Origin of the sequence: Acinetobacter sp. OYA S30, from assembly GCF_033599315.1 — a bacterium.
Lineage (GTDB): Bacteria > Pseudomonadota > Gammaproteobacteria > Pseudomonadales > Moraxellaceae > Acinetobacter > Acinetobacter baumannii.
On sequence record NZ_JAWVAV010000044.1, the window covers coordinates 1 to 25,972 of the forward strand.

26 protein-coding genes are annotated in these 25,972 nt (G+C 38.0%); 7 read left to right on the forward strand and 19 right to left on the reverse strand.

Going from position 1 to position 25,972, the window contains the following annotated elements; translation table 11 throughout:
• Positions 1-14: 14 nt before the first annotated feature.
• Positions 15-950 (reverse strand): CDF family Co(II)/Ni(II) efflux transporter DmeF, encoded by a 936-nt coding sequence (dmeF, locus tag R5R67_RS16400; RefSeq protein ID WP_001175951.1) that lies wholly within the window; start codon positions 948-950, stop codon positions 15-17.
• Positions 951-1,005: 55 nt separating this feature from the next.
• On the opposite strand from dmeF, the gene R5R67_RS16405 reads away from it, so the two are divergent.
• Entirely contained in the window at positions 1,006-1,275 is a 270-nt protein-coding gene (locus R5R67_RS16405) for a metal/formaldehyde-sensitive transcriptional repressor (protein ID WP_000018740.1), read from the forward strand.
• 31 nt (positions 1,276-1,306) lie between these two features.
• Here R5R67_RS16405 and R5R67_RS16410 read toward each other — a convergent pair whose 3' ends face one another.
• The 14 genes from R5R67_RS16410 to R5R67_RS16475 form a co-directional block, all read right to left on the reverse strand.
• Positions 1,307-1,432 carry a YHYH domain-containing protein gene (locus tag R5R67_RS16410; protein WP_000733641.1) on the reverse strand — a complete coding sequence of 42 codons (126 nt, stop codon included), beginning with the start codon at positions 1,430-1,432 and terminating at the stop codon, positions 1,307-1,309.
• Between the two features lie 91 nt (positions 1,433-1,523).
• Complete coding sequence (locus tag R5R67_RS16415; protein WP_000895211.1) at positions 1,524-2,831, reverse strand: MFS transporter; 1,308 nt, start codon at positions 2,829-2,831, stop codon at positions 1,524-1,526.
• Between the two features lie 80 nt (positions 2,832-2,911).
• Complete coding sequence (locus tag R5R67_RS16420; protein WP_000282061.1) at positions 2,912-3,550, reverse strand: hypothetical protein; 639 nt, start codon at positions 3,548-3,550, stop codon at positions 2,912-2,914.
• An 11-nt stretch (positions 3,551-3,561) separates the two neighbouring features.
• Positions 3,562-4,275, reverse strand: coding sequence for a HupE/UreJ family protein (locus R5R67_RS16425; protein WP_001165581.1), 714 nt, complete (start codon positions 4,273-4,275; stop codon positions 3,562-3,564).
• 5 nt (positions 4,276-4,280) lie between these two features.
• Positions 4,281-4,652, reverse strand: coding sequence for a hypothetical protein (locus R5R67_RS16430; RefSeq protein ID WP_000181823.1), 372 nt, complete (start codon positions 4,650-4,652; stop codon positions 4,281-4,283).
• Between the two features lie 11 nt (positions 4,653-4,663).
• Positions 4,664-7,792 carry an efflux RND transporter permease subunit gene (locus R5R67_RS16435; protein WP_000460236.1) on the reverse strand — a complete coding sequence of 1,043 codons (3,129 nt, stop codon included), beginning with the start codon at positions 7,790-7,792 and terminating at the stop codon, positions 4,664-4,666.
• A 14-nt stretch (positions 7,793-7,806) separates the two neighbouring features.
• Positions 7,807-9,282, reverse strand: a complete 1,476-nt coding sequence (locus tag R5R67_RS16440) for an efflux RND transporter periplasmic adaptor subunit (protein WP_001041870.1) — start codon at positions 9,280-9,282, stop codon at positions 7,807-7,809.
• A gap of 10 nt (positions 9,283-9,292) precedes the next feature.
• The gene (locus tag R5R67_RS16445) at positions 9,293-10,492 is read right to left on the reverse strand and encodes a TolC family protein (protein WP_000039774.1); all 1,200 of its coding nucleotides are present in this window, start codon (positions 10,490-10,492) and stop codon (positions 9,293-9,295) included.
• 48 nt (positions 10,493-10,540) lie between these two features.
• Positions 10,541-10,996 (reverse strand): hypothetical protein, encoded by a 456-nt coding sequence (locus R5R67_RS16450; protein ID WP_002086797.1) that lies wholly within the window; start codon positions 10,994-10,996, stop codon positions 10,541-10,543.
• Between the two features lie 156 nt (positions 10,997-11,152).
• Positions 11,153-12,049, reverse strand: a complete 897-nt coding sequence (locus R5R67_RS16455) for a hypothetical protein (protein WP_000589670.1) — start codon at positions 12,047-12,049, stop codon at positions 11,153-11,155.
• A 212-nt stretch (positions 12,050-12,261) separates the two neighbouring features.
• A complete protein-coding gene (locus R5R67_RS16460; protein ID WP_001090272.1) occupies positions 12,262-13,305 on the reverse strand; it encodes a YqaJ viral recombinase family protein in 1,044 nt (347 codons plus the stop codon).
• Between the two features lie 168 nt (positions 13,306-13,473).
• Entirely contained in the window at positions 13,474-14,517 is a 1,044-nt protein-coding gene (locus tag R5R67_RS16465; protein ID WP_000951122.1) for a DUF932 domain-containing protein, read from the reverse strand.
• A gap of 58 nt (positions 14,518-14,575) precedes the next feature.
• On the reverse strand, positions 14,576-14,863 hold the full coding sequence (locus R5R67_RS16470; protein WP_000058781.1) for a hypothetical protein: 288 nt from the start codon (positions 14,861-14,863) through the stop codon (positions 14,576-14,578).
• A 215-nt stretch (positions 14,864-15,078) separates the two neighbouring features.
• Positions 15,079-17,226: a glycine zipper family protein gene (locus R5R67_RS16475; protein ID WP_001009680.1), complete on the reverse strand. Its 2,148-nt coding sequence runs from the start codon at positions 17,224-17,226 to the stop codon at positions 15,079-15,081.
• A 604-nt stretch (positions 17,227-17,830) separates the two neighbouring features.
• On the opposite strand from R5R67_RS16475, the gene R5R67_RS16480 reads away from it, so the two are divergent.
• Genes R5R67_RS16480 through R5R67_RS16495 form a run of 4 tightly spaced genes read left to right on the forward strand, consistent with a single transcriptional unit; the run spans position 17,831 to position 19,111 of the window.
• Positions 17,831-18,085, forward strand: coding sequence for a hypothetical protein (locus R5R67_RS16480; protein ID WP_000701730.1), 255 nt, complete (start codon positions 17,831-17,833; stop codon positions 18,083-18,085).
• 2 nt (positions 18,086-18,087) lie between these two features.
• The gene (locus R5R67_RS16485) at positions 18,088-18,228 is read left to right on the forward strand and encodes a hypothetical protein (RefSeq protein ID WP_001259410.1); all 141 of its coding nucleotides are present in this window, start codon (positions 18,088-18,090) and stop codon (positions 18,226-18,228) included.
• Complete coding sequence (locus tag R5R67_RS16490) at positions 18,218-18,445, forward strand: hypothetical protein (protein ID WP_001087629.1); 228 nt, start codon at positions 18,218-18,220, stop codon at positions 18,443-18,445. The genes R5R67_RS16485 and R5R67_RS16490 overlap by 11 nt, the downstream gene beginning before the upstream one ends.
• 12 nt (positions 18,446-18,457) lie before the next feature.
• Positions 18,458-19,111, forward strand: a complete 654-nt coding sequence (locus R5R67_RS16495) for a hypothetical protein (RefSeq protein ID WP_000838342.1) — start codon at positions 18,458-18,460, stop codon at positions 19,109-19,111.
• 57 nt (positions 19,112-19,168) lie between these two features.
• On the opposite strand, the gene R5R67_RS16500 is transcribed toward R5R67_RS16495, so the two are convergent.
• The gene (locus R5R67_RS16500; protein ID WP_000284561.1) at positions 19,169-20,119 is read right to left on the reverse strand and encodes an inovirus-type Gp2 protein; all 951 of its coding nucleotides are present in this window, start codon (positions 20,117-20,119) and stop codon (positions 19,169-19,171) included.
• A 374-nt stretch (positions 20,120-20,493) separates the two neighbouring features.
• Positions 20,494-22,221, reverse strand: a complete 1,728-nt coding sequence (locus R5R67_RS16505) for a hypothetical protein (RefSeq protein ID WP_000344079.1) — start codon at positions 22,219-22,221, stop codon at positions 20,494-20,496.
• Positions 22,222-22,405: 184 nt separating this feature from the next.
• Between R5R67_RS16505 and R5R67_RS16510 the strand changes: the two genes are divergently transcribed.
• Entirely contained in the window at positions 22,406-23,143 is a 738-nt protein-coding gene (locus tag R5R67_RS16510; RefSeq protein ID WP_000101621.1) for a hypothetical protein, read from the forward strand.
• A gap of 31 nt (positions 23,144-23,174) precedes the next feature.
• On the opposite strand, the gene R5R67_RS16515 is transcribed toward R5R67_RS16510, so the two are convergent.
• Positions 23,175-24,095 carry a hypothetical protein gene (locus R5R67_RS16515; protein WP_000022452.1) on the reverse strand — a complete coding sequence of 307 codons (921 nt, stop codon included), beginning with the start codon at positions 24,093-24,095 and terminating at the stop codon, positions 23,175-23,177.
• Between the two features lie 177 nt (positions 24,096-24,272).
• On the opposite strand from R5R67_RS16515, the gene R5R67_RS16520 reads away from it, so the two are divergent.
• Positions 24,273-24,539 (forward strand): helix-turn-helix transcriptional regulator, encoded by a 267-nt coding sequence (locus tag R5R67_RS16520; RefSeq protein ID WP_000572501.1) that lies wholly within the window; start codon positions 24,273-24,275, stop codon positions 24,537-24,539.
• A 55-nt stretch (positions 24,540-24,594) separates the two neighbouring features.
• On the opposite strand, the gene R5R67_RS16525 is transcribed toward R5R67_RS16520, so the two are convergent.
• On the reverse strand, positions 24,595-25,809 hold the full coding sequence (locus R5R67_RS16525) for a tyrosine-type recombinase/integrase (protein WP_000235462.1): 1,215 nt from the start codon (positions 25,807-25,809) through the stop codon (positions 24,595-24,597).
• Positions 25,810-25,972 lie beyond the last annotated feature (163 nt).

Consider the following 25,972-nt stretch of genomic DNA (forward strand, 5'->3'; position numbering starts at 1 on the left):
AACCATTCAATAATTCAAATAAAATGTATTTCAACACTTGCATGCACAATTTCTTCATGGATAGAGAGTGCCTGTTTCACTACATCTGGTGTTAAATCTACACCTGTACTCTCTAAAGCCAAGATGCAAGAAAACTTGCCTCTACCAACTTTCCAAACATGTAAATCAGTAATATTAACTTGAGGAAATTCCTCTATAACCTCTTTGATTTCATCAACCACAGGGTGAGACATTTCTGCATCGAGTAGTGTCTTTCCTGTCTCATTTAATAATCCCCATGACCATTTAGCGACAAGAATAGCTCCAACTACACCTAATAGTGCATCTAAGAAACTCCAACCAAAATATTTCCCCGCAAACAATGCAACAATTGCCAATACAGAAGTAACCGCATCAGCTACTACATGCAGAAACGCCGCCTTTTGATTTAAGTCATGATGATCGTGGTGGTGGTCGTGTTCATGGTGATGATCATGCTCGTGGTGATGGTGGTGGCCTCCGTCATGTAATAACCATGCACAAACCAAGTTTACCAATAAACCAACAATTGCAATTGGTATTGCCTCATTGTAATGAATATTCACGGGATTCATTAATCGATCGATAGATTGAATACCCATTAAAAGTGCTACAACCATAAGTAAAATAGCACTACTGTACCCTGCTAGAATCTCAATTTTCCAAGTACCAAAACTAAATCGCTGATCATGAGCATAATGTCGGGCCATTCGATATGCGAAATAAGCTAAGCCGAGAGCAACCATATGTGAACTCATATGCCAGCCATCTGCGAGTAAGGCCATCGAATTAAAAATCCATCCCCCCAATATCTCTAGTACCATCATGATTGCTGTAAGAATTGTCGCAATCAGTATTTTCTTTTGTGCTAAAGGATTTCCTTCATCGAATTGATGAGAATGACGACGATCTAAGTTACTATGAAGTTGCATAAATTTTATCTTTCCAAGATACTCCCCCCAGTATATATTTTTTTTAGGAAAAATCATGTCTCATTTGCATCAAGATAAAAAAATACTTAATCGCATCAAGCGGATTCAAGGACAGGTTACTTCTGTTGAAAAGTCATTATTAACACCTGAAAGCTCTTGTCTTGAAGTATTACAACAAGTTGCAGCAATTAAAGGTGCTGTTAATGGGTTAATGCAGCAACTTCTTGAACAACATTTAAGAGAACATGTATTGAAAGGGGATCAAAATTTTGATGAAGAAGAAATGAAACAGTACTTATTATTATTAGATCGTTATTCAAAATGAGTAGAACAAAATGTTCTACTCATTTTTATTATTAATGGCAGTGACGATCCCCTGTCTTGCTATTCGTGTGGCAGCCTGAAGAATCAGTACCACCTGAATGAGCAAAAGCATTTGTTACCGCAAGCCCCATTAAACATACCAAGATTAGTTTTTTCATGTTGTTCCCCTTTTTTTATTGAACAATAAAATAAGCTTATAATTGTACAACAAACAAACGGAATCTTTCTAAGTCATTAGTCGAAAAAGAGTTATTTAGGCCACTTTTCATGATAGTCATCAATAATATATTCATGGACGTGTACTCCATTGATTCGATGCTGCTGCAAATGCTCATGATCTGGAGGTAAATCATCATGACTGTGGGGTAAAAGAGCCTCATCCTGTGATGGCCACAAACGCATTGCAAGTAATAAAGAAATCGTTGCAATCACTGCCATCGGTATAAAAGTTTGTAATGTTCCTATGTTAGTAGTGAGCCATCCAACCAAGGGATAAGTCACTAACCAGCAAGCATGTGAAAACGCAAATTGCGCTGCGAATAGAGAGGTCCTACTCTCACTCGATGCAGATTTTCGAATCAAACGGCCTGTAGGTGTTTGTGAAACAGAATATCCAATACCAAGCACAAACCAAAGTACAAGCAAACCATTATAAGATGTAATGAAATAACCACTTAACAGCCCAATTACAAGAATTGTTGTTCCCGTCAACATCACTGATCGATCTGGGAACTTATCCAATATCTTAGGCAAAATGAAAGCCGAAAGCATTGAACCAAATCCAAATAAACCAAAAGCCCAAGTAGTCGCATTTTCAGTTAGCTTAAATGTCGATTGAACCAATACCACGGTATTTACAATCACTACAGCGCTTGCTGACGCAATTGCTAAATTGAGAGCAAGCAATGCTTTAAGTCTAGGCGTATTAAAATAAATTTTAGCTCCCTGCTTAATACGGCTATAAACACCTCTAAACGCAGGTACTTTGGCAACTGGTAATTTCGCACTTACCACAAACAAAGCAGAACCGATAAAACCTAATACCGTTCCCAAAAATAAGTTGTGATAACTCATCAAAGTTAATAAAAATGCCGCGAGCATCGGACTAATAATATTTTCTAAATCATAGGCCAATCGTGATAATGATAGCGCATTGGTATAGTCTTTTTCTTCAGGTAAAACATCTGGAATCATTGCCTGAAATGTTGGTGTAAATGCAGCAGAAGCAGATTGCAAAATAAAAATGAGAATATAAATTTGCCAAATTTGTGTCACAAACGGTAGACACAATGCTGTTAATGCTCGAATAACATCTAGCCCAACCAATACTTTTTTTCTTGGTAATCGCTCAGCAAATGCAGATGCTATAGGCGCTACACCGATATAAGCAATCATCTTAATTGCCAATGCAATACCAAGAACTTGGGCTGCTTCCCCCTTTGCAATATCGTACGCCTGTAAAGCTAGGGCGATTGTGATTAACCCCGTTCCGATTAGCGCTATTACTTGGGCCAAAAACAAATGCCGATATGTTGTGTTTTTTAGTACTTCTAGCATCTTATGGATTCCTTTTAGAACCTGACTTCTTTAGCAATTGAATCTCCTTGGAATATTATTCCAAGGAGATTGATCAAAACTTAAAAGACTTTCTTCATTTCACTAAACTGCCCTTCTACAAGTAGAGTTACAGTCACTGGATTTTCCGTACGGTTACGCCAGAACCAACCATGCTTGCCATCAAAAGCTGCCTTTAAGACACCCTGCTGAGTTGTTTCATTCTTTCCTTTTCCATAGCCATGATAGAACCCTTTAGGAGCGTTCACTGGATCACCATGGGTATCATAATTAAGACCACCTCCAACAGCTTTCCAGTCAAAGTTGACACTTGCACTTTGTGGCATCGTCAGTTTCACTTCGGTTGCTTGGCCCGGTTTAAGCTCAATACTAATGCTCTCTTTATTAATAGCAGGCATAATCATTTGAGCATTATCAGTTGCCGTTTGAGTCGAAGTTTCTACTGATATTTGTTCAACACTATTCACTGCCTGTGCAGCATTGATACCATTTTCTGACTCTTCAGTTAGTGATTGTTTGATTTCTCCCATTTTCGTTAAACCAAGCACTTTACCCATACCTGTCGGATCAATTGCATACTCCGCAGGCATGACACAGGTAACTAGCACAATAACGGCACTTACGGCAGCAATTGCTGTTGATTTAATTAACTTTTTTGATGAAGGTAATTCGATATCTTTTGGAATTTCAGCGTTATACATAATTTAGATCCTTATTGAGTAATGAAGCCAGTAAGTTGATAGCCAACAAGTAAAAAACCGAGGAACATGAGGAAGACATTGCTTTGATAAGCTGTTTTAAAGAAATAAGGTGTCTTTCTCCAAAACGTCATTAATAACAAGATGATGCACAGAGCCATAAACTGGCCTAATTCAACCCCAATATTGAATGAGATTAAATTTGCCAACAGTCCATCACTCGGAACTTCATATTCCTGAATTTTTACTGCGAGTCCAAAACCATGAATCAGACCAAAAATTAAAGTCGCGATTTTCGTGTTTGGTTGAAAACCAAACCAACGCTGATAAGCCCCCAAGTTATCTAGAGCCTTATAAACAATCGAAAAACCAATGATTGCATCAATGATGTAGGCGTTTATCGAGATATTGTAATAAACACCCACCAGCATCGTAATCGAATGCCCAAGTGCAAATAGGCTGACGTACAAGCCGATATCTTTCATTCGGTATAAGAAGAAGATAATGCCAACAAGAAATAGTAAATGGTCATATCCAGTGACCATATGCTTCGCACCCAAATAGATGAATGGAATCACATGAATGCCATAAATTTCTTGAATATAGCCCTTATCACCTTCCGCTACTCCATGAGCAAAAAGTGTAGGGCTTACCAATGTAATGAATAAAGCAAGTAATAGCTTTATGTAAGCACTTAATTTCACAATGTGTGAAGCAATAATTTGCATGTATATCAAACTCCAAAATTTAAAATGAATTGAAAATCCATTAACTTTTTGGGCGGTTTAAAAATACGACTCACCATCAGATAAACATATTCTTTTGACCAATCTAAAATCGAAATCCCTTTTAAGAGATGAGCTAAAGCGGCCGATTTAAGTACGTCATAGCCAACAAAATGTTCATAGTAATTATCTTGGTGACTATGTGAATGTTGTTGGCTTATCTCATGATGGTGAGAGTTAATTGCATCAATTGAAACGTGTCTCTGAAATTCATTTTCAGTTACATGCTCTTTAAAGTGCAAACATAAAGCGAGACTGATCATGCAGACTAGCAACATCATCACAAATTTGTTTTGTTTATCTCGCAATATATTTGTCATTAAAGATGCCCCTAAACAACCTGTTTAGCAGCTTCGTTTGATTTTCTTGACCTACCTTGGTTAAACCACACATATAAGGTTGGCAAAATAATCAAAGTCAGTAAGGTTGATGAAATAATCCCACCAATAACAACAGTTGCAATTGGGCGCTGAACTTCAGAGCCAATGCCTACGTTTAAGGCCATCGGAATAAAACCTAATGAAGCGACTAAAGCTGTAATCAACACGGGACGGAGTCTTTCCATTGCACCATGTTTCACTGCATCAATGACACTTTCACCTTGAACTCTAAGTCGCTGAATGGCTGAAACAAGAACCAAACCATTCAGCACAGCAACACCCGATAAGGCAATGAAACCCACAGCCGCAGAAATTGAGAATGGAATATCACGTAGTGCTAAAGCAATCACACCACCTGTTAGTGCAAATGGCACACCTGTGAATACCAAGATACTGTTTCTAACATTACCTAAAGCCATATAGATCATGGCAAAGATCAGAATTAAAGCAATCGGTACTACAACCATAAGACGATTTGAAGCAGATTCCATTTGCTCAAACGTACCGCCCCAAGTCAGCCAATAACCATCTGGTAATTTAAAATCAGCATTCAGCTTAGATTGTGCTTCTGAAATGTAACTACCAATATCAGTTCCACGAACATTTGCTGTAATGACGATACGCCGTTTACCATTTTCGCGAGAAATCTGGTTTGGTCCTTGAACGTTTTTTAACTCGATCAATTCTGATAAAAGAACACTCGAACCATCAGCTAAGCTCACAGGAATCTGATACAGCTTTTCTAGATCTGTTACCGAGTTTTGATCCATACGTACCACAATGTCGAACTTTCGATCTCCTTCAAACACCTTACCTACTGTCTCACCTGTGATTAGGCTAGAAACCTGTTTTTGTACATCCTCTGCATCAAGCCCATAGTTGGCAATCATGTCTTTTTTCAGCTCAACAGAAACCATGGGTAAACCAGACATCTGTTCGACTTTAAGATCAGCAGTACCTTTGACTCCCTCTAAAATCTTAGCGGCAGCGTTTGCTGATTCAAGCAACTGCTCTAAATCATCACCATAAATTTTTACGGCAACATCTGTTCGGACACCTGAAATAAGTTCGTTAAAACGCATTTGAATCGGCTGTGTAAACTCATAATTGTTTCCATATACGCCTTTAGATACGCGTTCAATTTCAGCAACAACCGCAGACTTTTCCTTATCAGGATTAGGCCACTGACTACGAGGTTTCAGCATGACAAAGTTATCTGCTACGTTAGGTGGAACAGGATCAGTCGCAATTTCAGCAGTCCCCACTTTGGCAAAAATAGTCTGAACTTCTGGAATTTTCTTAATCTCTTTTTCTAACGTGTATTGCATTTCAATTGCTTGAGTCAACGACGTACCAGGGATACGCAAGGCATGTAGTGCTACATCTCCCTCATCCAAGGAAGGTATAAACTCTGAGCCTAAACGAGTCGAAAGACTTGCACTAAAAACAAAGAAAATAGAGACAAAAGCGATTAGCAAATATCTGTGATTTAAAGACCAATCTAGAATTGGGTTATAAAATCTTTTGATGCCATGGACGATTTTTGACTCTTCTTCTTTAATTTCACCAGTAGTGACCAATGCCACCATTGCAGGGACAAACGTAATTGAAAGAATCATTGCTGCCACTAAAGCCATAACCACTGTTGCAGCCATTGGTGTAAACATCTTTCCTTCAACACCAGTCAGAGTCATTACAGGTAGATACACCAAGATAATGATCAATTGACCATAGAGAATCGCTTTGCGGGATTCTTTAGTCGCCTCAAACACAGTCGTAAAGCGTTCTTGCCTTGTTAAAACTCGCCCAAGCTCTTTTTGTTTAATTGCCAACTTTGCTAAGGAGGCCTCAACAATTACAACAGCACCATCTACAATAATCCCGAAATCTAGTGCCCCAAGACTCATAAGGTTTGCACTAATTTTCTGGTTCACCATACCTGTGATTGTCATCAGCATGGATAAAGGAATGACCAAAGCGGTAATCAGCGCAGCACGGAAGTGACCAAGAAATACAAACAGAACAACGATTACCAGAATCGCACCTTCTAAAAGATTCTTTTTCACCGTCTGTATCGTTGCATCAACCAAAGTTGTACGGTTATAGACAGCTTTTGCTTCCACACCTTCTGGTAATGATTTTTGAACCTGTTGTAGCTTTTGATCAACAGCGTGAGCAACATTTCGTGAGTTCTCACCAATAAGCATGAATGCTGTACCCAGTACAATTTCTTGCCCATCTTTAGTTGCAGCACCTGTACGTAATTCGTGACCAATAGATATTTTGGCAACATCTTTCAATCTGAGGATATAACCATTGCTCGTCGTAATCGGGATATTCTGGACTTGCTCAATCGAGTTAATTTGAGAATCAGAACGAATTAAATACTGTTCACCATTTTTCTCAATATACCCCGAGCCTTTATTCATGCTGTTCTTAGAGATAGCCTCTAAAATTGTCTTCTGATCCAGCCCTATGCTACGTAAATAAGCATAATCAGGTTGAACTACAAATTGTTTGAGATAACCACCAATGGTATTGATTTCATTAACACCCTCTACATTTCGAAGCTGAGGTTTAATCACCCAGTCTTGTAAGGTGCGTAATTCCGTTGGTGAAAGTGGATTAGGATTGTTCTTGGCATTTTCAACGGTATACATGAAGATTTCGCCAAGTCCTGTAGAAACAGGCCCCATAGAAGTTGCAATTCCAACGGGAAGATTTGGTGTCACTCCTTGTAGCTTCTCATTGACTAATTGTCGGGCAAAATAAATATCCGTCCCTTCTTTGAAAATTGCCGTTACTTGAGATAGACCATATCGAGATACGGAGCGTGTATAGTCTAAATTTGGAATACCTGCCAAAGCAGTTTCAATGGGATAGGTCACTTGAGACTCCATCTCCATTGGAGAGAGTCCTTGAGCTTCACTATTAATCTGGACTTGTACATTCGTAATATCAGGGACTGCATCAATCGGTAACTTGAAATAGTTATAAACCCCTAATGCACCAACAAATAAAAATACGATAAGTACAAGCCAACGATTCTTAATCGAGAGCTTAACAATCTGGTCAAACATAGTCGCTACTCCCCTTAGTGGTCATGAGTAGCGCCAGATTTCCCTAGCTCTGCTTTTAAAAGATATGAATTTCCAGCGGCATAAACCTGTCCTACGCGTAATCCAGATTTAACTTCCACATACCCATTGTACTTTTCACCAAGCTCCAGAGGCCTAGCTTCAAAATCATTGCCAACACGAATGAATACAACATCCCAATCACGGAAGCTCTGTAGAGCATCTTCACGCACAACCATCGGCTTCAAACTTTGATTTTCAAAAATTTGGGCCGTGATTAACTGTCCTGAGCGCCACTTAAACTGGTTTGGTACTTCAATAAAGACCTGTGCTGTACGTGTCTTTGGATCAATGACATCACTGATATATTTAATTCGTCCTAAAGCTTCTTCTGTATCCACAGGGCTTTGAGGTTTAACTTTAACCTTATTGTTAGGATTTATAGCATTTAGCCTGTCAGCGGGAACATTAACAACTGCTAAAAGTTGAGAAGTATTTGCGATTTTAAAAATAGGTGTTGAAGAACTTACATTTGATCCAACAGCACCAAGGACTTCTAATATTGTTCCAGACATTGCAGCACGAACTTCAACAGTACCATTACTAGAACCACCATAAGAGTTGATTAAGTTATTCAACTCATTTGCACGAGTTTGTGCTGCGTCAAAGTCTCGTTTTGCTGAAATATAATCAATTTCAGGTGATACACGCTTTTGCCATAGCGCTCGTTCCTGTTCCATTTTTTGACGAGCAAACTGTAGGCTGTCCAAAGCAACTTTACGATCGGCATTCAAACGAATTACATCTTGGCTTTGAACTACAGCAAGTAAGTCTCCCTGACTCACCTTATCACCTAGATTACGGTAAGTTTTGATCAATGTCCCACTGGCTTTAGGCGTAATAAAGCTTTCAAAATTATCAGGAAACTTCAGTTCGCCTTTTAACTCCAAAGCATTTTCAAACATCTTTGATTCAACTTTTAAAAGCTCTAATCCACTGCTCTTAATACTACTGTCCAACATGGTGACACGGCCTTCCTTCGTATCCCATTTCCAAGTATGCTTTTTCCCTTGATAATCAACGTTTATCATCATTAAAAAGGAATGTGGCTCGTAAACAATTTCATTCCCAATTAAGTAATCACTCTCAGGTTGAAATTGAATATTTTGCTCGGCATCCAAACGTTTGATGTAGATATTTGCTGTTAAGTCTTCAGGTTTAAGTAGTTTATCTTTCAAATACCCATAAACACGGAGGTGTGGTTCCACTCCTTCCTCAAATATCTTGACCTCAGCAGAGAAATCTCCATCTCGATATAAACGACCACCGTGAGGCCCTTTCTCATCTCCAGCCACAGCTACTTTTTCTTCGGCGACCTCACCATGTGCGCTCGCTTGTGTTTTATTGCCCGATTTATACCAAGCAATTGCACATAAGACGATAAGTAAGGCAACGACACCAGTTGCAATCAATGTATTGGTTTGTTTATTCATATTCTTGCCCTTATTCTTGATCTAAATGAGTAATGTAGTTACGTTCGACATCTGCAATTTCAGTTTGCAAAGCCAACCACATATCGAATCGAGCAAGATGTTTGTCTAACCAAATTTGCTTAATATTATTGAATTCAAGTAAAGAGTTTTTCCCTGCTTGGTATCCCATTTCAGCAATTCGGAGACTCTCATTTGTTGCGGGCAAAACCGTTTGATCATATTGCTTAATCGCATCAATCAAGTTGGAAACCTCAATAGCCTTGTTTTCCAATTCAATTTTAGAATTACGATTCACAAGCACCGACTGTGTTTCTGCTTTCGTATGCTCTGCTTGAGCGATCGCAATATTGCCTTTATTTCGACTAAAAATATTGAGGGGTATTGATGTCGAAACCTGAAAGACTTTGTCATTGGTTTCTTGGTAGTTTCTAACCCCTACTCCCAAAGTAATATCTGGTATTGCTTCTTTACGAGCCAACTCAAACTGAGCTTTTTTCAGCTTTGAACTTAAAGTTGCTTCTTGCTCAGACAAACTTATTTTGTCTGTGAAATTAAAGCTTAGCGGAACCTCCAATGCACTACTGGGCAGGTTGGAAGTGAACTTAGAACATAGATTTTTCTGGAACTGAATCTTCTTCACTTCATTTTGATGGCGCAATTTCGACTCAGATGAAAGTGCTATGCTTAGTTGAGCATCGGAAGGAATTACTCGCCCGTACTTAAGACGTTCGGAAAGAACGTTAGCTTGTCTGGCATTCAATTTACTCTCAGAAGAATAAATTTCAGCACGCTGAGTAGCTACATACCAGTTCGCCATACAGATTCTTAAATCTGCTTTGAGTTCAGCCTGACGCTTTGCTATTTCGAACTGATTACGATCACCTTGAAAACTCGCAATCTGTTTTCTCAAGGAAAGTTTATTACTGAGGGGGATCTCTTGTGATAGCCCCAGCAAGGTTGTTGGGCCATCCAAATCTTTCAATTTTGAATTACCGAGATTATCCAACTCCATATTGAAAGTCGGATTAATTAATCTGCCAGCAAACTTTTGATTGATTTCATAAGCTTGCTCGGACTGCTGTAAGCTATTGAGTACAGCATCATTTGCGATTACCTGCTTTTGTAGTTCTGCATAATTCGTTTCTGCGAATACATTTGCTGCTGTTGCTACAAATCCACAGGTAAGAAATATCTGATATTTTTTAGACATGACTTTACCTATACAAAAAAATTAAAAACTATTTTTTGTATAGAAAGATCAATTACGTAGGACGATTAAATCTTTAGAGAAAGTATAAGAATTACTAAATACTAGAGGGGATCGCCGCTTTAAAAAGACTCGATAAACGGGCTTTTCAAAAAGCTGGAAAAAGAATAAAACTAGTGGAAGTGCGAAACTAAGAATAAAGATTGGATCTATGCTGAAATCACTATCAGAAGAAATTGGCTTTACTGAATGATGATAGATCGGCTCATCAAAATTCTTCCACGTATGTGCTTCTGCATCATGATCAGCAGAACTTTTTAGAGAATCATCTGAGTGCTGTAAAGACCAATGACTAGAAGCATCATCCTCTACAATGATACTCAACTCATGCTGATGTTCAATATTTTCAAGTAGAACAGGCGCCCACGCATGAACTCCCGTAATTGTTATGGTAAACAAAAACAGGACAAATGCGAGTATAAGCTTAGAAAACCTACTTGAACGCATAGTCATGAACATACTTCTGATTTGCTACCAAAATACTAAAAAGCGTTATTAAAGTAAATCCATCTCTCAAAAATTCTAGGAGTGAGTATTTTCTTATCTACAGTCCAAAATCTGCAAAAAAAAGAGTACAAGTACTCTTTTCTAACTAGGTCCATTTCAATTGAGAGCCTGCACAGAATGCTGCAACCCTTTCTGAATGTCTTGAACATGAGTTAAATCACTAAGCTGCTGACCCTGCTCTGGTTTTGGTTCATTGATATAAAACTCCTCAACAATATCCAGTCCCTCCTCACCTCCTACCTCAAATCTGGCATTACCATAACCTAGCCTTGCCACATGATCTAAAGCCTCCTGATAAAACCCTGCTGTCTTGCTTTGTCCATCGATCTGTTTGGCTGAAGTAATGGCTTCTTGTAGATTGATTCCATCACGTAAGGTTAAGTCCACGTAATAAATTGGGGTACGGTAACTTTGCGTTGTGCTTTTTCCTCGTAAGGTCAGTTGCAATGGCAAACATGAAAGTAAATCACCTGAAGCCGCATGGTAATAACGAAGCCGTGCAGCTAAGGTACGAATGCTATTGAAACCTGTAGTCCTAAAAATGAATGTACCCAACTCATCCGACTCATCTAGATTGACGTAAAGCCGCCCATAAGGCTTGCAGTGTCCACCTTGGGCCAAGGGGCATAAATCAGGTGATGGACATGGATGCTGTTCAACCCCGTTTTGTCCAAGTCGCTGACAGGTTTCACCATTACCAGTACAGATGGGCCGACCAGTTTGTCGGTCGAATAGAGTGTACTCAGCTCGCAAGTTGAGTTCAGGATCATTAAAAATCATCCGGACAGGAATGGTTCTGAGTTTCTGGTTTTGTGCCTTGGCTCTTAGCTGCTCATCCAGTGGGTGTTTCACCCAGCCATCCTTATTCTGAATTTGGCTAGTAATCGTAAATTGATCATCTTTTTCAGGCAGACGTTTACCATTCTTTTCGACCACTTTACCGATACTAATTCTGCCGAGTATTGGCGGTGTAATCGCTAAACCTTTGATCATGTTGTTTGTCCTATAAGTAAAATTTTACTGATTACCCCTTGCTATGTAAGTAAACAGAAATATGAAAAGCTACGACTTCGCAAAAACCGCCATTGTTGGTCTACCGCTCCTTCGGGAGTCGGTAGATCGGGGGTGGTTTTTTTGCGCTTTTGGGAAGAATGGATATTTCATGCATATATAGTTAGCGATATAGATGCATGGTTTTGATCGGGTCAGTCATCATTGCTATAGATTTGAAAACGTCGTGTCCCCACCTTGTTTTGTGGAAACTCATTGATTAGTTCAGGATGCATTTTCAATACAGCCTTATTATCTAAAGCAATGGAGTCTTTAGATCGTTTCCACGTCACTGAACCATTGGCAAAAGTTGCTCGTTCAGCATCTTTCATTAACATCTGAATTTGATGCTTAGTTTCATCAAAGCTGTTTTGGTGTTTTTCAATATGATGCTTTTCTTGAATCAGTTGAGCAAACAACTGATTGGCTTGTTCATTTTGACTGAGATCTTCGACACTGAGTGGAATATGTTGAGGATAGAGTTGCTGAATGGCTTTAGCTGCCGATTCACTGGCATCGACTGAAGGTGGCGTGTCATTTTCCACACACTCCCAAAAGTATCGCTCTGCATTCACAATATGTTGAATGACTGATTCACTGCGTGCCACTTTATAGATACGAGTTTCATGACCACAGATCAGCACACAAATATGCGCTGCCTTTTTGCCTGTTACAGCGAGTTGATGTTGCACCTGACACAATACGTATAAAGGCACACCATCTCGCCATAACTTTGCTCCATATTCCCCTGCGGTTTTGCATTCTAAAATCTGTACTTCCTCACTACCTACCACCGAGTAATCTAAGTTAGCCAGCATAAAATGCTTATCCTCATCAGGATGTTGTAGTACGGCATTGATACGACGAACTTTGTTGTTGGTATGCATGCTGTAGTATTCAGCGACCAAAGGTTCAAGTTGTTTACCCCAATATAAAGGGGCATGACCTGTGCTTTCATCTTCAATGGATTGTTTAACTCGACCTGTCTTGATCATCCACAGTTCTAGCATCGACATATAGGGATTAAGTCCACAGGCTGCGGCACAGTCACTACTGCCAATACCTTGGCGTCTGACTTCAAGCCATTCTGCTTGAGTCATATTCTTTGTATTGACCAAGCGTTTGGCTGTGAATAATTTTGGGGCAATAAATGGGGTACTTGCCTGTTGCATAGATGGATTTAAAATTGCGGTATTCATATTGAAGTCCTGATTATTTTGCTATGTAAAATGATGGGGATCACAAAAAATGGGCATAAAAAAACCACAGCCGAAGCTATGGTTTTAATAATTTTTAAAATTCGAAATTCCATTTAAAAATGCTTAGTTAGGTCTAACTTTCCATGATTGAAAAATGTATATTCCGCACTATGCAAGCATGTTAAGTGCCTGTTCCAATCCTCGTTGTTTGATCGATGCGCCAGCACCAAACCAAGCTGAATCAAGCCGGTGATCGGTACTCATGGCACGACGTTCGTGGTCTATAAATTCTGTGATTGAACACAGTAATCCATAGGCTGTTCCTTTGGCTGAACTTAGCTCCGCACCTCGTCCTTGACCATTAAACATTTCCATAGCTCGACTCATCGATTTGGCATTTGGTTCAGCTTTGTCCTTGCCATTGGCTTGGGCTTGTAAGGCTACATCACGGTAGAACTGGATGATGTTGTCCTCCTGATCCACCACGTTGTTCATTGTGCTGTTATTGAACACGGCATCAAAGTAAGCGGATGCTTCCATCTGACTCACTTTACGTTGTGTCAGTTGCTTCATTTCATACATGTGTTCATCCCATGCACGTACTGAAATACCGAGTTGCTGTTTGACCTTATCAGCATCAAATTTAGTACTGTGTGGAACTTTGACCACACCTGCACTGCTGTTCTGTCCTTTTAAGGCAATCGCTAAAGTATTGTTGCACACTACTCGGATCGAGGTAAATTGTGCGGTGGTGGCAAGGGTTCCGTCACATGCTGTTGCCAAGAGCATATAGCCATTACTGACATCTTTGCCCTTCAACATGGATGTTTGCCCTGTACGTGCTAGTGCCCAGAATTTCTTGCCACCTTTGAGTACACCTGCGGTTTCAAGTTCAAAACCTGATTGCTCGGTGAGGTCACGATAGAATTCTAAAATCTCTCTCGGTTGCACTTCCTGAAAGCGTTGACTGACGACTGACAGTGGAGCATGGGTATCAGAGCGATATAAAACTCGTTGTTCTTCATAAGGCATGATGATGCTTTGCCCACGGTCATTCTGCGCCATATAACTGACATTAGAAGATTCAATCCGCCAATCCATACCTGCCTGCTGTGCCCAGACTTCAATCGGTTGGTTTTGTGTCAGTTGATTCCCTAGTCCGTGCCAAGGGGTTTCTCCGACATACGCCATTTGTTCAAGTTGATGTGCCATAGTTTTATTCCTTTTAATTTGAAAATGAAATTTGAATTTGTGTGGTTACTAACGATCTTTAATGCAAAAGGTGCGCTGGAAACTTTTGGTAGCAGTTGTGGCAGAAGCATAAATTCTGCTGTGGTGGTGTGCTTTGTTCGGTAAATGAATTCAACACACTGCCGAGTACCGTTCCTGCTATTCCACCGACAATCGGTGGCAGATTGAAAGACTTTGCGACCGTGGTTCCCAATGCACCCAATGTGGTCGGTGTGACCAAATTGGTTAAGGTCGTATTTGATTGTTGTGTACTTGCTTCAACCAATATCACATTCGTTGAATGGCAAAAGGGACAGCTCAAGCTCATAGCTCGACTCCTTAAATTTTGTGCATAAAAAAAGCCTGCTCGATGGCAGACTTTGTTTTCATATTTTCATGAAGAACTCAAAAGAGTTTCATGATTCTCATTAGGATATTATGTGTCTGAAATTATTTGGAATAACTTTTAATTTACTAATTCAATTAGTAAATAATCTCTCCAATTTTTTATTTCAAATACAACTATCAATATTATTCCAACACTCAAGCAGGTTTAAGCTGATGAGTACGATTAGGCTGTGCTGAATCAGGTTTGGCAAGTTCCCTATAAATCTCTAATTGACGATTAATTTCATTAATTTTTGGCTGTAGATCAACTGATATAAAATTACTTGACTCATCAATAGCCACCCAACCAGCTTGAACCTTTTCCATTTCATTACCTTTTTGCAACTTATGTAATATCCATTGGTTCAGATGATAGGCACGCATATAAGCTTCATGTTGATAGATCAATAAAGTACTAAAAGTAATAATACGATCAGCATTATTCAACATATGAGTTTCAAAACTTTGTAGCTGTTTGAATAGCACATTTGTTCGATGAACCAATAAATTTTCATTGAACCACGCTGCGAATTCAATGAGTAATTTCACTACGATATCTCTCTGATTACACAAGGCTTCTCGATTCATACTATTTGCACCTGTAGAACCAGCAACCCCTCCCATATATGCACCAATACCACTCGCAACAATGACTCCAACACCACCTGTAGCAAGACCTGCTAATGCGCCGAGTAGCATTGACCCTGTCATTGCACCTCCAGCAATTGCAGCAGTTTCTTTGCCAACATTTTTTAAGTATTGCTCGCCATCCACTTTACCTGAATTAAAATCACCATAATTACGATATGCCGCTAAACCAATCGTTAATAGTGGGATTGGTAGCATATCTCCTACATCCGCAAAATCTGAAACTTGCTCTAGTCCTACACCAGTAGTTTCCTGAACAGCTTCATAGCTTAAAGTGGTATCCACTAACACCATCGGATGATTACCTAGCTGCTCTGCAAGTTCACTGTTCACAATCACTGGAATATCTGGATACTTATCAAAATGACTTAATACATAATCAGCATCCATTGAGCACTTAACTTGCATCGGTGTGCCATCAACAATCAAATCATAACCAGCTTGGTTTGCGCTATCGGGAAATTCAACTGTATGTCCTTGTTGTTGTAAATTCAGTGCAACCTGTTGTTCAGCAACATAACCAGTTAAACGAGTCACTGCTCCTGCACTATCTAGTGTATTCGCTGAAATGTCTTGTAAAGTATTTAAGTTTTCAGGATTTCCTTTTGATGCAAAGCTCAATGCATCTAATACAGATGGATCAATATGTGCATAATCCCAAATTAATCCTAAAGAATATGCGGATGCCGTTAAGCCCACACCCACCTTTAGCCCTTGATCAGATAATATTTTTTCTAGCTCTTTTTGTGCTTTTTGATTTTGGTTAAGACACTCAACAATTTTTTTATTTTTCAAAAGTTTTGGTGCACTCGCAATAATTCCTTCACTATATGGAATCTGCGAATCACGCCCTCCAAAAAATGTACCAACTCCCTTACTAAAACTATTTAGCCCACGTCCCATGTCAGCTAAGAAATTCGTATCTTCAGGACGAGTTGCAATAACGTCTTCTGGTAAAAGGGCTGTTATAGCACGATTGAGTAGATTCCCTTGTAATGCTCTATCTTTCGCATCGTCTATAGAGCAAAGTAAATATACAGCATATTGCAAATCACCAAACTCTCCTTTTTCCTGATTATAGATAACATTCTTCCGCATTATTAAACATTCAAGATAATCAAAATATAATGTTTCTTGATAAGAACAATGCTCAAAATAGTACTCAAACTTTTCTATAGCGCTAGTATAGATTTGACTACGTTTGTACACTATCGCCTGTGCTTTAATGACAGCATTGCTAGGCTCACGCTCAAATAAAATTTTTAAGATCTCTCGACTAATCTGTAAATGTTCACTTTTTTCAATCTTCGATAAATACCGACTGACTAATTCAGAAATATTCATCGACGCTTGATGCTTGAGTTTGAATAAAATACATTGCTCTAACCAAGCATAATTTTTTGCATGCCCCTGATAGTGAGGGATAAATACTGTTTCAATCAATTCAACCAATTCTAAAGCAACGCCAATTTCCTCAGATGAATTGATAGAAAATTCCCATTTTTGTGGAATAGTCACACTAAATAAGCGAGAGAAAAACCCCGAATTAAGATCAGCTTTTTCTTGAGTAACTAACATCAACATATCTTCTGGAGTAAGTGTATGTTTTTGAGTTTTAATTCTATCTAGTCGTACTTTAAGTAATTTAAAATTCATATATCCCCCTAATTTTTTGAATTTTCAGATAATTTACTATTTTAGACACCAGAATTATATTACTTAAAATTGAAAAAGTACTAGTGTATTAAAAATAATAAAATTATTGATTTATTTATATATTTTCATAACCTCGATTGACTAAACTCACCCTTAATTTTATCATTCGACTGCTGACCTACATCGTCAGTCGGTTTTGACAGACCGTTTACAAAAGGCGCACAACAACGCTGTGATGGTTTTGTGCGTTCTCTTAAGTCACGCCTTTACGGTGAGACTGGGAGGGGCACGCTTGCGTGCGCTGATTTCCTTTTGTATCAGTCTGTCAACCCGCCCAGTCTTGCCACCATTATTTGACAGTAATTTGGTAAGACTCTCTTTCATACAAAAGGAGTAGTCACCATGACTCAGCACTTTCTATCTATATTATTTTCCCTAAAACGATTTTCTATTCCTCTGTTGCAATAGCAACTTTCAAAATTTTTTGCTTATTTGACTGATCTAAACGCTATCTAGCCTTGGAAAGCTTTTTCAGATCTACACTTTAGTCAATTCAGCAAAATATATTACACATCAAATAACACAATAAAAATTAGGGGAAATGATGAAAATTCAAACTTCACTCATTGTTGTCTCAGTTGCACTTCTAGCATCAGGCTGTGCCAGCAAAACCGAACGCCAGTTTATCAGTGGTTGTAAAACAGGCGGCATTAATGACAGCACTTGTTCATGCATCTACGACAAACTTGAAAAGAAATATGGTGAGGGTGGACTGAAAGAAAATATCTACACCTTACAACAAACTGAATCCTTCCAGATGGATATGGTCAATGTGTCCTATCAGTGTATGAAGGAGTAGCCATGAGAACACTTGCAGGCATTATCTGCGTCATCGCTGTGATTTGTGTACTGGGTCTACCCTTCATTAGCTTCATGATCGTGATGGGAATTTTTATTGCATTGGCAAAATTTGCAACTGGGGGGGAAGTAAATGAATTCTAATCTTAAAGCTGGACTGATCAGCACTTATCTGGTCATTGGATTCTTTTTTGCCATCTATCAACATTTCTGGGGGCAGTATAACTATAAGCCATTTACCTACAATTTAGGGCAAGGCTTAGTGTGGCCTGCGGTGATGTTTCCTGTAATCGGTAAAATTGTTGGTGGAATTTTGATTCTACTATTCGTCTGGTTTGTTGTTATTCGTCCTAAATTATAAGGGAGTGCAATCATGAAATCATTATTTTCCACCATTGCCTTGTGTTCCCTGTTAATGGCATGTAGCCAGAACAATCAACCACCAAAAACTGATACTTCAGGTGAGCCTACCAATAATGCTGCTCAGCATACTCAATCAATCTATGCTCCTTATACCGAGGAAGCAGTTAAAGCTAAACTCAATGAAATGCAGATGATTATTGACAATGGTCATGTCTATTTACCTGCTGAGGTCAAGGAAGCGGAGTCTTATATCAGTGGATGGAATAAGTATCCTGATGTGCTGAAAGCCATGATGGAAACTGACCTTAATCCAAACAACACTCAGGAAGCTGCTGACATTCCGCTTGAGAATGAATCTGCACAAGTTAGCGATCTAAATGTTAAGGCTCGCATTAGTGCTAGAGAATCTCAATCTGCTTTTAATGTACAAGGGGCAATTGAATATATTCTTGAAATTCAATCGACCAGCAATCAGCCTTTTGTTCTACAAGGCATGAAAATTAATCGTGGTCGTTGTGGTTATTACACCGCTGACTTTCATAGCAAGATGCCTGTGCAAATGAGCTATAGCTCTACAGTATCGTACTTATTGAAATGCCGTGGTGATCAGGTGCTTGAAGCTGAATTAATCACCGATCAAGGAAATGTAAGTTTGTCTTTTTGATGTCAAACTGTACAAGATAGAGAATACATCTGATAGTCGTGTTCTCTATTTTTAATATCATAATGACTCATTTTGTTCAATATCTCTGCGCCATTTTACTTCAAACTGACCTGTACCAAAAGTCCGCATCTGTGGAGAGGTTTTAGCCCGTAAGCGCTGATCTTCTTTTTCAGGATTGACCAAGTACATCGCTGCACGAATCGCATTTGTAACTTGTATTGGTTGATCACGATGAATCATTCCAACCCCAAGCAATCCATTTTTATCAAATTTTTCCTTGTTGTCTTTGGTATTACAGTTGTAGTGAGTACCCTGTTGATTGGTGATGTGCTTCCAATACTCAGCCACCAGTTTTGCTAAACCTGAATCCTCTATACGACTATTCCCATCATAGATGAGTAATAAATGGCAGTGATAGCCTTTTTCTACACCCTGCTCTAATGCCCATACATAACCTTGTAAGTGCTTAAAACAGGTATCTTTATTTGACATACGATTACATAGAATATCCAATGCATACTTAAAGTCTTGAATACCCCAATGGATTTGATATTCTTTAAGAATAGAGATATCTACTCGAACAAACTGTAATCTAGCATAGTGTGTAAGCAGTTTATTTAGGTAGCATTCCAGTTTAAAGCGATTACGTTGTTCTTGACGCTGAAAATCGAATTGTTCTCGTATTGTATTTTTCATCTCATGTTGAATTATGCCTTGAATATGGAAGATGTGGTTTAGTTCAAATCGTAAAATATCTTCATAAAGATGGGAGTCCAATTTATCCATAATGTAATCTACGAGATTAATCACTCTTTTGAAAACATTAATGATTCTGGAATAAGTAAAATCTTCTCTGTAAATCACCTTAAAAGCACACACAGCATCCAACAGCTCTCGCTTGAATTCTTCATGATCATCAACAAATTGCTCATGGCATGTACTAACCATAAAATCTTCGATTGAGATAAGAATGGATGATTCACTTTCTAATGGATTATTCTGGTACATTTAGGTTCTCACTGAAACATAAGGTTCATATCTAAGTGAGAGATGTAAAATTTTACTGATCATGATTCTAAAGCAGGATGTTGTGGTCATCCTGCTTAGCTGAACATGCTTAGAGACTTTGGAACATACTATAGGGTTAATTTAGAATGCTTTTAGTGATTTGATATTGATACATTGTCTATAACCCATTTGAGTATGGGCTATACTTAACTAAATAACTCACTGTATTTAATCAACGATATAAGTTATTGTTTATATTATTAATAGATAATAATATATATTACCTGTTAAGCAAACCTGTCTAGACTGACCATTACACCACTGCGCCATACAGCGAGAATAACCAAATTATGGGAATATTACAGAAGCTAAACTTACGCTACTTTTTTATTCAGCAATTCAGTTCCTCCTGTATAAAACTGATCCAGCAATCCATATTTTTTCATGTCATCAACACTAGGTTCAATGAATTTCAGCAAATAGTCTTCGTTCGAATATTCCTCCTCTTTCCCACGAATTGGATGAGGGATATCGATCAGAAAAAACTCATCTTTAGTGAGTGTTGAATCGGGCACATAGATACAACTATACATTTTCTGCGACTCGACTTTTGGTATAATTTGAAAAAACTTGCCTGCTACATGACTGAGTCTTCGCGTACTTTTTAAAAATGGTAAAATCTGATTTTTGGCAATCAAATTCAAACAAAATAATAAGAATTCTAGGATGAACCGTTGCTCCTGTTTCTCTAGCTTCTGAATCTGTATTTGGATGTCCGCATCTGGATCGCTGTTTCTGATTAAGTCAGGATTTGTAATCAATTCCAAACGGTATTTTTCTTGAAAGACAAAAGGATAAATATCTTTTTCAATTGTAGTCCGATTTAAAATATCTACACCATATAACAGTGAACCTTGTAAGATATGCTGACGTAAACCCCGCTGATCAAGCAGTCTGCAACACCATGATTCAAAATAGCATTGCATCATTGTCAAATTTGAATCCAAATCATTCAACTTGATATGTTGCTTCTTTTTATTGATTAATGCTTGTTTGAACACTTTTGCAAATACTGTCAAATCTCCTTGTTCCTGATGGCATTGTTGTAATTGCAAATAATGAATTAGACATTCTTTAATGAAACTAGAAATCGTCTCCTGAACTTGTGATGAAGACTGGATACGCTCAATCATTGTTCCAGAAATAATGTTGATTTTATCTGAATCAAGCCCCTTAAGAACCAATGTCGTAAGGTGATTGAGATCGCGTGAGTTGTCAGAATCCAACGGCTGCACCTGCTCAGAAATTACCGTAAAAATATCAGCAATCATTTTTATTTCAAAATGATGTCTTTCACTCGCTTCCAATATATAAAACCGACCATACCGAGCATGATTACCCCAAAAGGTATGAGATAAATTCAACACGTAGGTTGGCGTTATATTTTTTATAAATTTGTTATTGATCGTCCCATGCACATGTACCCGAAGCAGACCTATCTTTTTCAAAAAGTAGATCGAATCAAATATTGCTTGCTTATTTAACCCTGTTTTAGCAACCAGTTGTGTTGTACCTATATTACGTATCACCCCATAAGCATCACATGAGCGAGTCAAGTTTGATAATGTCAACAATACCCTAAAATCCAGTTTTTGTTCGGGTAGTAAATCAAACTTTTTAGTGGTCACTCTGACTTGAGATAATTTGATTAAAATAAGCATTAAAAGGTCAAACTGCTTAATCGCTCTCTTAAGGCGGACATACCTATGATGGGATGTTTCATGTTGATTAACTTTACTCAATAGCAGATTTAAATAATCTAAATTCAGCTGTATTGTTCTAACTCTTGCCCGCCGACCTGTTTCTGGATATGAAAACTCCAATATCTCAAAGCCTGATAACTCCTCCAATACCAGTTTTAATTTTTTATGTTGCACACCTATCTTTTCAGACAATTCCAACAATGAATCGTTGGTTTTTTGTGTACCAAAGAGACTAATAAATTTAATCAGCACCAGTCTAGCGTAGGAACTTAATCTATGTGGTGATAACTCATTAAAATTAAAAATGAGCTGCTTATGCTCTTCTGTCATTTCATCCATACATTTTTATTCATTCAACATTGCTATTAGTAAATTTTAGAATTATTTTTAGATAGGCACAAATATTTACTATAAAATAAATTTAAAACAAATAAACATTTACTAAACGTATTTAGAAATGTTTATTCCACCTTAATTAAAATCTATAATCATATTAGAATTTCAAACATCATAGAACATCAAAATGGCAAGAAAACAACTGACATTGCAACAATGGCTTGATAAAGATCAGACATTAAAATCCTTGTTTTTAGAGCACGAATGTAACAAAGAGCAGGCACTACTGCAGATAGTTCAGCTTCCTGATGGACGATTGCAAATTCAGCCCATCGAAACCATGATCCACCCATTACTCGTAGCAGAAATAACGAATCAATGGGTACTTTTACTCAATGAAAAATATTTTTCCGATCTAAAAAATAGATTCAGAAATTTCAAATATTCCAAGAAAAATCATGCGAATGTGAGAAAGCAATTTTATCTAACCTCACATACAGCCAAAAAAATGGAGGCATTGACTGAAAAGCTCAAACTTAAAACTGAGGCAGAGTGTCTAGAATTCCTGATGAATACGTATGAGGCAAAGCAAACGCTCCCTCCACCCTATAAGCAAAAATTAAATGAAAAAGACATGATTATTGAGGAATTGAACCAACGCATCAAAGCCCTTGATAAAATGCTTTATATTAAACAGCTTCAGGTACGCAAACAGGATGAAGTCATCCAGAAGTATCTCATTAATGAATTAATCAACAGTAAAATTACCATTAATGAATTAACCAATAGCCCCCTTCAGGACGCCAGTGAAATTCAGAAATTAAAACTCCAGTTTTTAAAGGAAATACAGAAAAATATTCAGCTAGAGCAAATCAGGCACCTATCCGTTGATCAAATTGCTTCTGATACTTTTGGTAATGAATAAGCTGATGATTGTTTTTTATGAGTACTTCTTATCACTTTTGAATAAGAATATCCTGTAACAGTTCAGTACAATCCCTTAAGTGGTGAAGAATACTTTCATCATTATAAATGGTGTTATAGGGTATTTTTTTCCCCAGCAGCAAAGCAGGGTCAGTTGACTTCTGAGCAATGATTAATTCGTTTATTTCTAACTGAAGTTTGTCGATCCTGTTCTGATATTTACGATTCTGATAAACCTTTCCATGATAATTTTCATTCTGTTTATTATGGGAATTAATGAGTCGTCCCTTTTCCAATTCTTCAATCAATGCCAGCTTAGAATCTATTTCATTCTGAATCCAGACCAGATTATTTTTTTGATATTCAAGTCTAAGTATTGGCAAAATTGATTTTACCGCCTGTGATAAATTCTCCCACCGACCATTTTTATGAGCTTCATCCCTTAAAACCCGATACAGAATTTGATGCCGTGGGTATACATTCTTATCATTACGAACTTTGACTGCCCGAATACCTCTCATTCGTTTCAAAATCTTTAAATTGCGTTGGGTGCAAATATTTTCATCCAGAGCCTGATAAGCCTGTAAAATGACACTATAACGTTTTTTTTGAATTGTATTTGAAAGCGTATCAAACTCGTCTTTTAATGCATTTAGCTGTTCCAATAGTACTACTATCTGCATAGGTGAAATGACAGTATTCTCACCTAAAATCAGTTGATGAAATTCATTTATTTCTTTCAGAATTAAATCATTGAGGTGTAGTCGCTCGTTCAGCACCTTTCGCTGTATATCGCTTAACTCAGCAACGATGATTCTTTTTTCTGGCTCATCAGCTGTTTTTATATTTCCACATGCCTCATTTTGTAAAAAACTGGATTCATAATAAGTAAACAGACAATCAATGAACTCCTGTTCCAATTCATTTAAGTCTTCAAATTTTATAATAGACATATTTTTATATTCCAATATGTTAACAATGTATAATAGTAATGTTTTTTTATAATTATGCACTGTTCTTTTATCACTGTATACCACTGTCTATCATGAGCCATATGAAAGTATGCAATGTTCAATATCAATACTTTCATACTGTTAATATTTATGTGTATAAAATCCTAGAGGTGGAAAATGATAGAACAGCATTATCGTGTCAAAGACTTAGTCAACTACCCTGAACGCCCTGCCAAGGACTATGTAGATCGTGGTGGTCGCAGACGAAAGCTATCTTATAAGCCTGCAACCAAAGGGATATTGAATATTGCAGAATCCACCTTCTGGAAAATGATTCGTCGGGGTGATTTTCCTGAACCTACCTATTTAACAGCAAGTATGCCCACATGGGCTGAAAGCCAGATTATTGAATGGCTTGAACTCAAAGAGCTTAAAGCAGCATAAATTAAATAGCCTGTCGTTTGACAGGCTATTTTTTTATCATTGGATTTTCATCTTTTTACTGTTGCTGATCCAGCAATGATTCTAGGTAATTCGCCCACTCCTGCATCATCTCCCGACGATTGTTTAAAAATTTGGTTCGATTGTAGGCTGTACCATTATTATCTTTTACTTTATGTGCCAATTGATGCTCAATAAAGTCTACACGTTGTTCTAATATTTCATCCAACATGGTTCGTGCGGTTGCACGTAATCCATGTGCCGTTTGCTTCCCAGCATAGCCCAAGCGTTTTAACGCTGAGTTAATCGTATTATCAGAAATAAAAGTTTTACCATCCCGACCCACGAAAATGTATTCACTGTATGGGTGCAGATCAATAATTGAATCAATTAAGTCAAAGGCCTGATCTGACAATGGTACAATATGAAGCTGCTTGGTTTTACTAGCTGTAAATTTAAAGCATCTTTCTTCACAATAGAAATACTCCTTTTTCAGCTTGCGTATCTCCCCAGGTCGCTGAAAGGTCAACACGGAGATTTTTAACGCCACTTGTGTGATATGTGAACAACGTGGATAAAGTTTGGAGTAGTTCCAAATTTTATTGAGCATTGGAGCTAGTTCCTGCTCCTCTGTCACGGCTGCAAAGTTCCCACCCTGTGGTTTGGGCAGTTCAATATCCTCAATAGGATTGTATTGAATCAGCTTCTTTTTACGTGCTGACTTAAATATCTGGTTCAAGTCCGATTTTAGGCGTTTGGCAACTGACAATGCACCACGTTCAATAATGCGCTTAAAGACCTTAATCTCAAGAATTTCCAAGGTAAGCTGTGGAAAGGTTAAATCACCAATATAGGGATAGACATCGTGCTTTAAACGACGGATCGTCTCTTCATCCTGTTTTTGCTCTAGCTCACGTTTATATAGCCATGCTTCAGCAACAATACGAAAGGTATTTTCTGCTTCTTTCTGTTTCTGGGACTTGGTTTCAATCCGCTCCATTGCTGGATCGATGCCCTGCTTAATGAGCTTCTTATATTCATCACGAATAGTGCGAGCATCATCCAGTGAAACTTCAGGATAAGTACCTAAAGATAAATCATTACGTTTGGCTAAAAATGGACGTGTGTAATTGAATATCCAGTACTTGCTACCACTCTGATCAATACGCAGGTACAGGTTTCCCCCATCAGACAGCTTATACATCTTGTCAGGATCAGGTTTAGCTTTTTTAACTTGTAAAGCACTAAGCTTATTGATTCCACGAGTCGCCATAATTCAGACATAAAAAAATGCAGTAAGAAATAATCTTACTGCATTTTTTACTACTTTATAACTACCGATTGGCGTAGTGCGTCACGGCTTGTCATATCGTATATTTCCAACTTTAACCTTATAAATCATAAACTTATATAGTGTTAAACAGTGTCAGAAACTT

What these genes read in the sequence shown, in the direction of transcription:
- dmeF (WP_001175951.1), bottom strand. Translation starts at nt 950, where the DNA reads ATGCAACTTCATAGTAACTTAGATCGTCGTCATTCTCATCAATTCGAT.
- R5R67_RS16405 (WP_000018740.1), top strand. Translation starts at nt 1,006, where the DNA reads ATGTCTCATTTGCATCAAGATAAAAAAATACTTAATCGCATCAAGCGG.
- R5R67_RS16410 (WP_000733641.1), bottom strand. Translation starts at nt 1,432, where the DNA reads ATGAAAAAACTAATCTTGGTATGTTTAATGGGGCTTGCGGTAACAAAT.
- R5R67_RS16415 (WP_000895211.1), bottom strand. Translation starts at nt 2,831, where the DNA reads ATGCTAGAAGTACTAAAAAACACAACATATCGGCATTTGTTTTTGGCC.
- R5R67_RS16420 (WP_000282061.1), bottom strand. Translation starts at nt 3,550, where the DNA reads ATGTATAACGCTGAAATTCCAAAAGATATCGAATTACCTTCATCAAAA.
- R5R67_RS16425 (WP_001165581.1), bottom strand. Translation starts at nt 4,275, where the DNA reads ATGCAAATTATTGCTTCACACATTGTGAAATTAAGTGCTTACATAAAG.
- R5R67_RS16430 (WP_000181823.1), bottom strand. Translation starts at nt 4,652, where the DNA reads ATGACAAATATATTGCGAGATAAACAAAACAAATTTGTGATGATGTTG.
- R5R67_RS16435 (WP_000460236.1), bottom strand. Translation starts at nt 7,792, where the DNA reads ATGTTTGACCAGATTGTTAAGCTCTCGATTAAGAATCGTTGGCTTGTA.
- R5R67_RS16440 (WP_001041870.1), bottom strand. Translation starts at nt 9,282, where the DNA reads ATGAATAAACAAACCAATACATTGATTGCAACTGGTGTCGTTGCCTTA.
- R5R67_RS16445 (WP_000039774.1), bottom strand. Translation starts at nt 10,492, where the DNA reads ATGTCTAAAAAATATCAGATATTTCTTACCTGTGGATTTGTAGCAACA.
- R5R67_RS16450 (WP_002086797.1), bottom strand. Translation starts at nt 10,996, where the DNA reads ATGCGTTCAAGTAGGTTTTCTAAGCTTATACTCGCATTTGTCCTGTTT.
- R5R67_RS16455 (WP_000589670.1), bottom strand. Translation starts at nt 12,049, where the DNA reads ATGATCAAAGGTTTAGCGATTACACCGCCAATACTCGGCAGAATTAGT.
- R5R67_RS16460 (WP_001090272.1), bottom strand. Translation starts at nt 13,305, where the DNA reads ATGAATACCGCAATTTTAAATCCATCTATGCAACAGGCAAGTACCCCA.
- R5R67_RS16465 (WP_000951122.1), bottom strand. Translation starts at nt 14,517, where the DNA reads ATGGCACATCAACTTGAACAAATGGCGTATGTCGGAGAAACCCCTTGG.
- R5R67_RS16470 (WP_000058781.1), bottom strand. Translation starts at nt 14,863, where the DNA reads ATGAGCTTGAGCTGTCCCTTTTGCCATTCAACGAATGTGATATTGGTT.
- R5R67_RS16475 (WP_001009680.1), bottom strand. Translation starts at nt 17,226, where the DNA reads ATGAATTTTAAATTACTTAAAGTACGACTAGATAGAATTAAAACTCAA.
- R5R67_RS16480 (WP_000701730.1), top strand. Translation starts at nt 17,831, where the DNA reads ATGAAAATTCAAACTTCACTCATTGTTGTCTCAGTTGCACTTCTAGCA.
- R5R67_RS16485 (WP_001259410.1), top strand. Translation starts at nt 18,088, where the DNA reads ATGAGAACACTTGCAGGCATTATCTGCGTCATCGCTGTGATTTGTGTA.
- R5R67_RS16490 (WP_001087629.1), top strand. Translation starts at nt 18,218, where the DNA reads ATGAATTCTAATCTTAAAGCTGGACTGATCAGCACTTATCTGGTCATT.
- R5R67_RS16495 (WP_000838342.1), top strand. Translation starts at nt 18,458, where the DNA reads ATGAAATCATTATTTTCCACCATTGCCTTGTGTTCCCTGTTAATGGCA.
- R5R67_RS16500 (WP_000284561.1), bottom strand. Translation starts at nt 20,119, where the DNA reads ATGTACCAGAATAATCCATTAGAAAGTGAATCATCCATTCTTATCTCA.
- R5R67_RS16505 (WP_000344079.1), bottom strand. Translation starts at nt 22,221, where the DNA reads ATGGATGAAATGACAGAAGAGCATAAGCAGCTCATTTTTAATTTTAAT.
- R5R67_RS16510 (WP_000101621.1), top strand. Translation starts at nt 22,406, where the DNA reads ATGGCAAGAAAACAACTGACATTGCAACAATGGCTTGATAAAGATCAG.
- R5R67_RS16515 (WP_000022452.1), bottom strand. Translation starts at nt 24,095, where the DNA reads ATGTCTATTATAAAATTTGAAGACTTAAATGAATTGGAACAGGAGTTC.
- R5R67_RS16520 (WP_000572501.1), top strand. Translation starts at nt 24,273, where the DNA reads ATGATAGAACAGCATTATCGTGTCAAAGACTTAGTCAACTACCCTGAA.
- R5R67_RS16525 (WP_000235462.1), bottom strand. Translation starts at nt 25,809, where the DNA reads ATGGCGACTCGTGGAATCAATAAGCTTAGTGCTTTACAAGTTAAAAAA.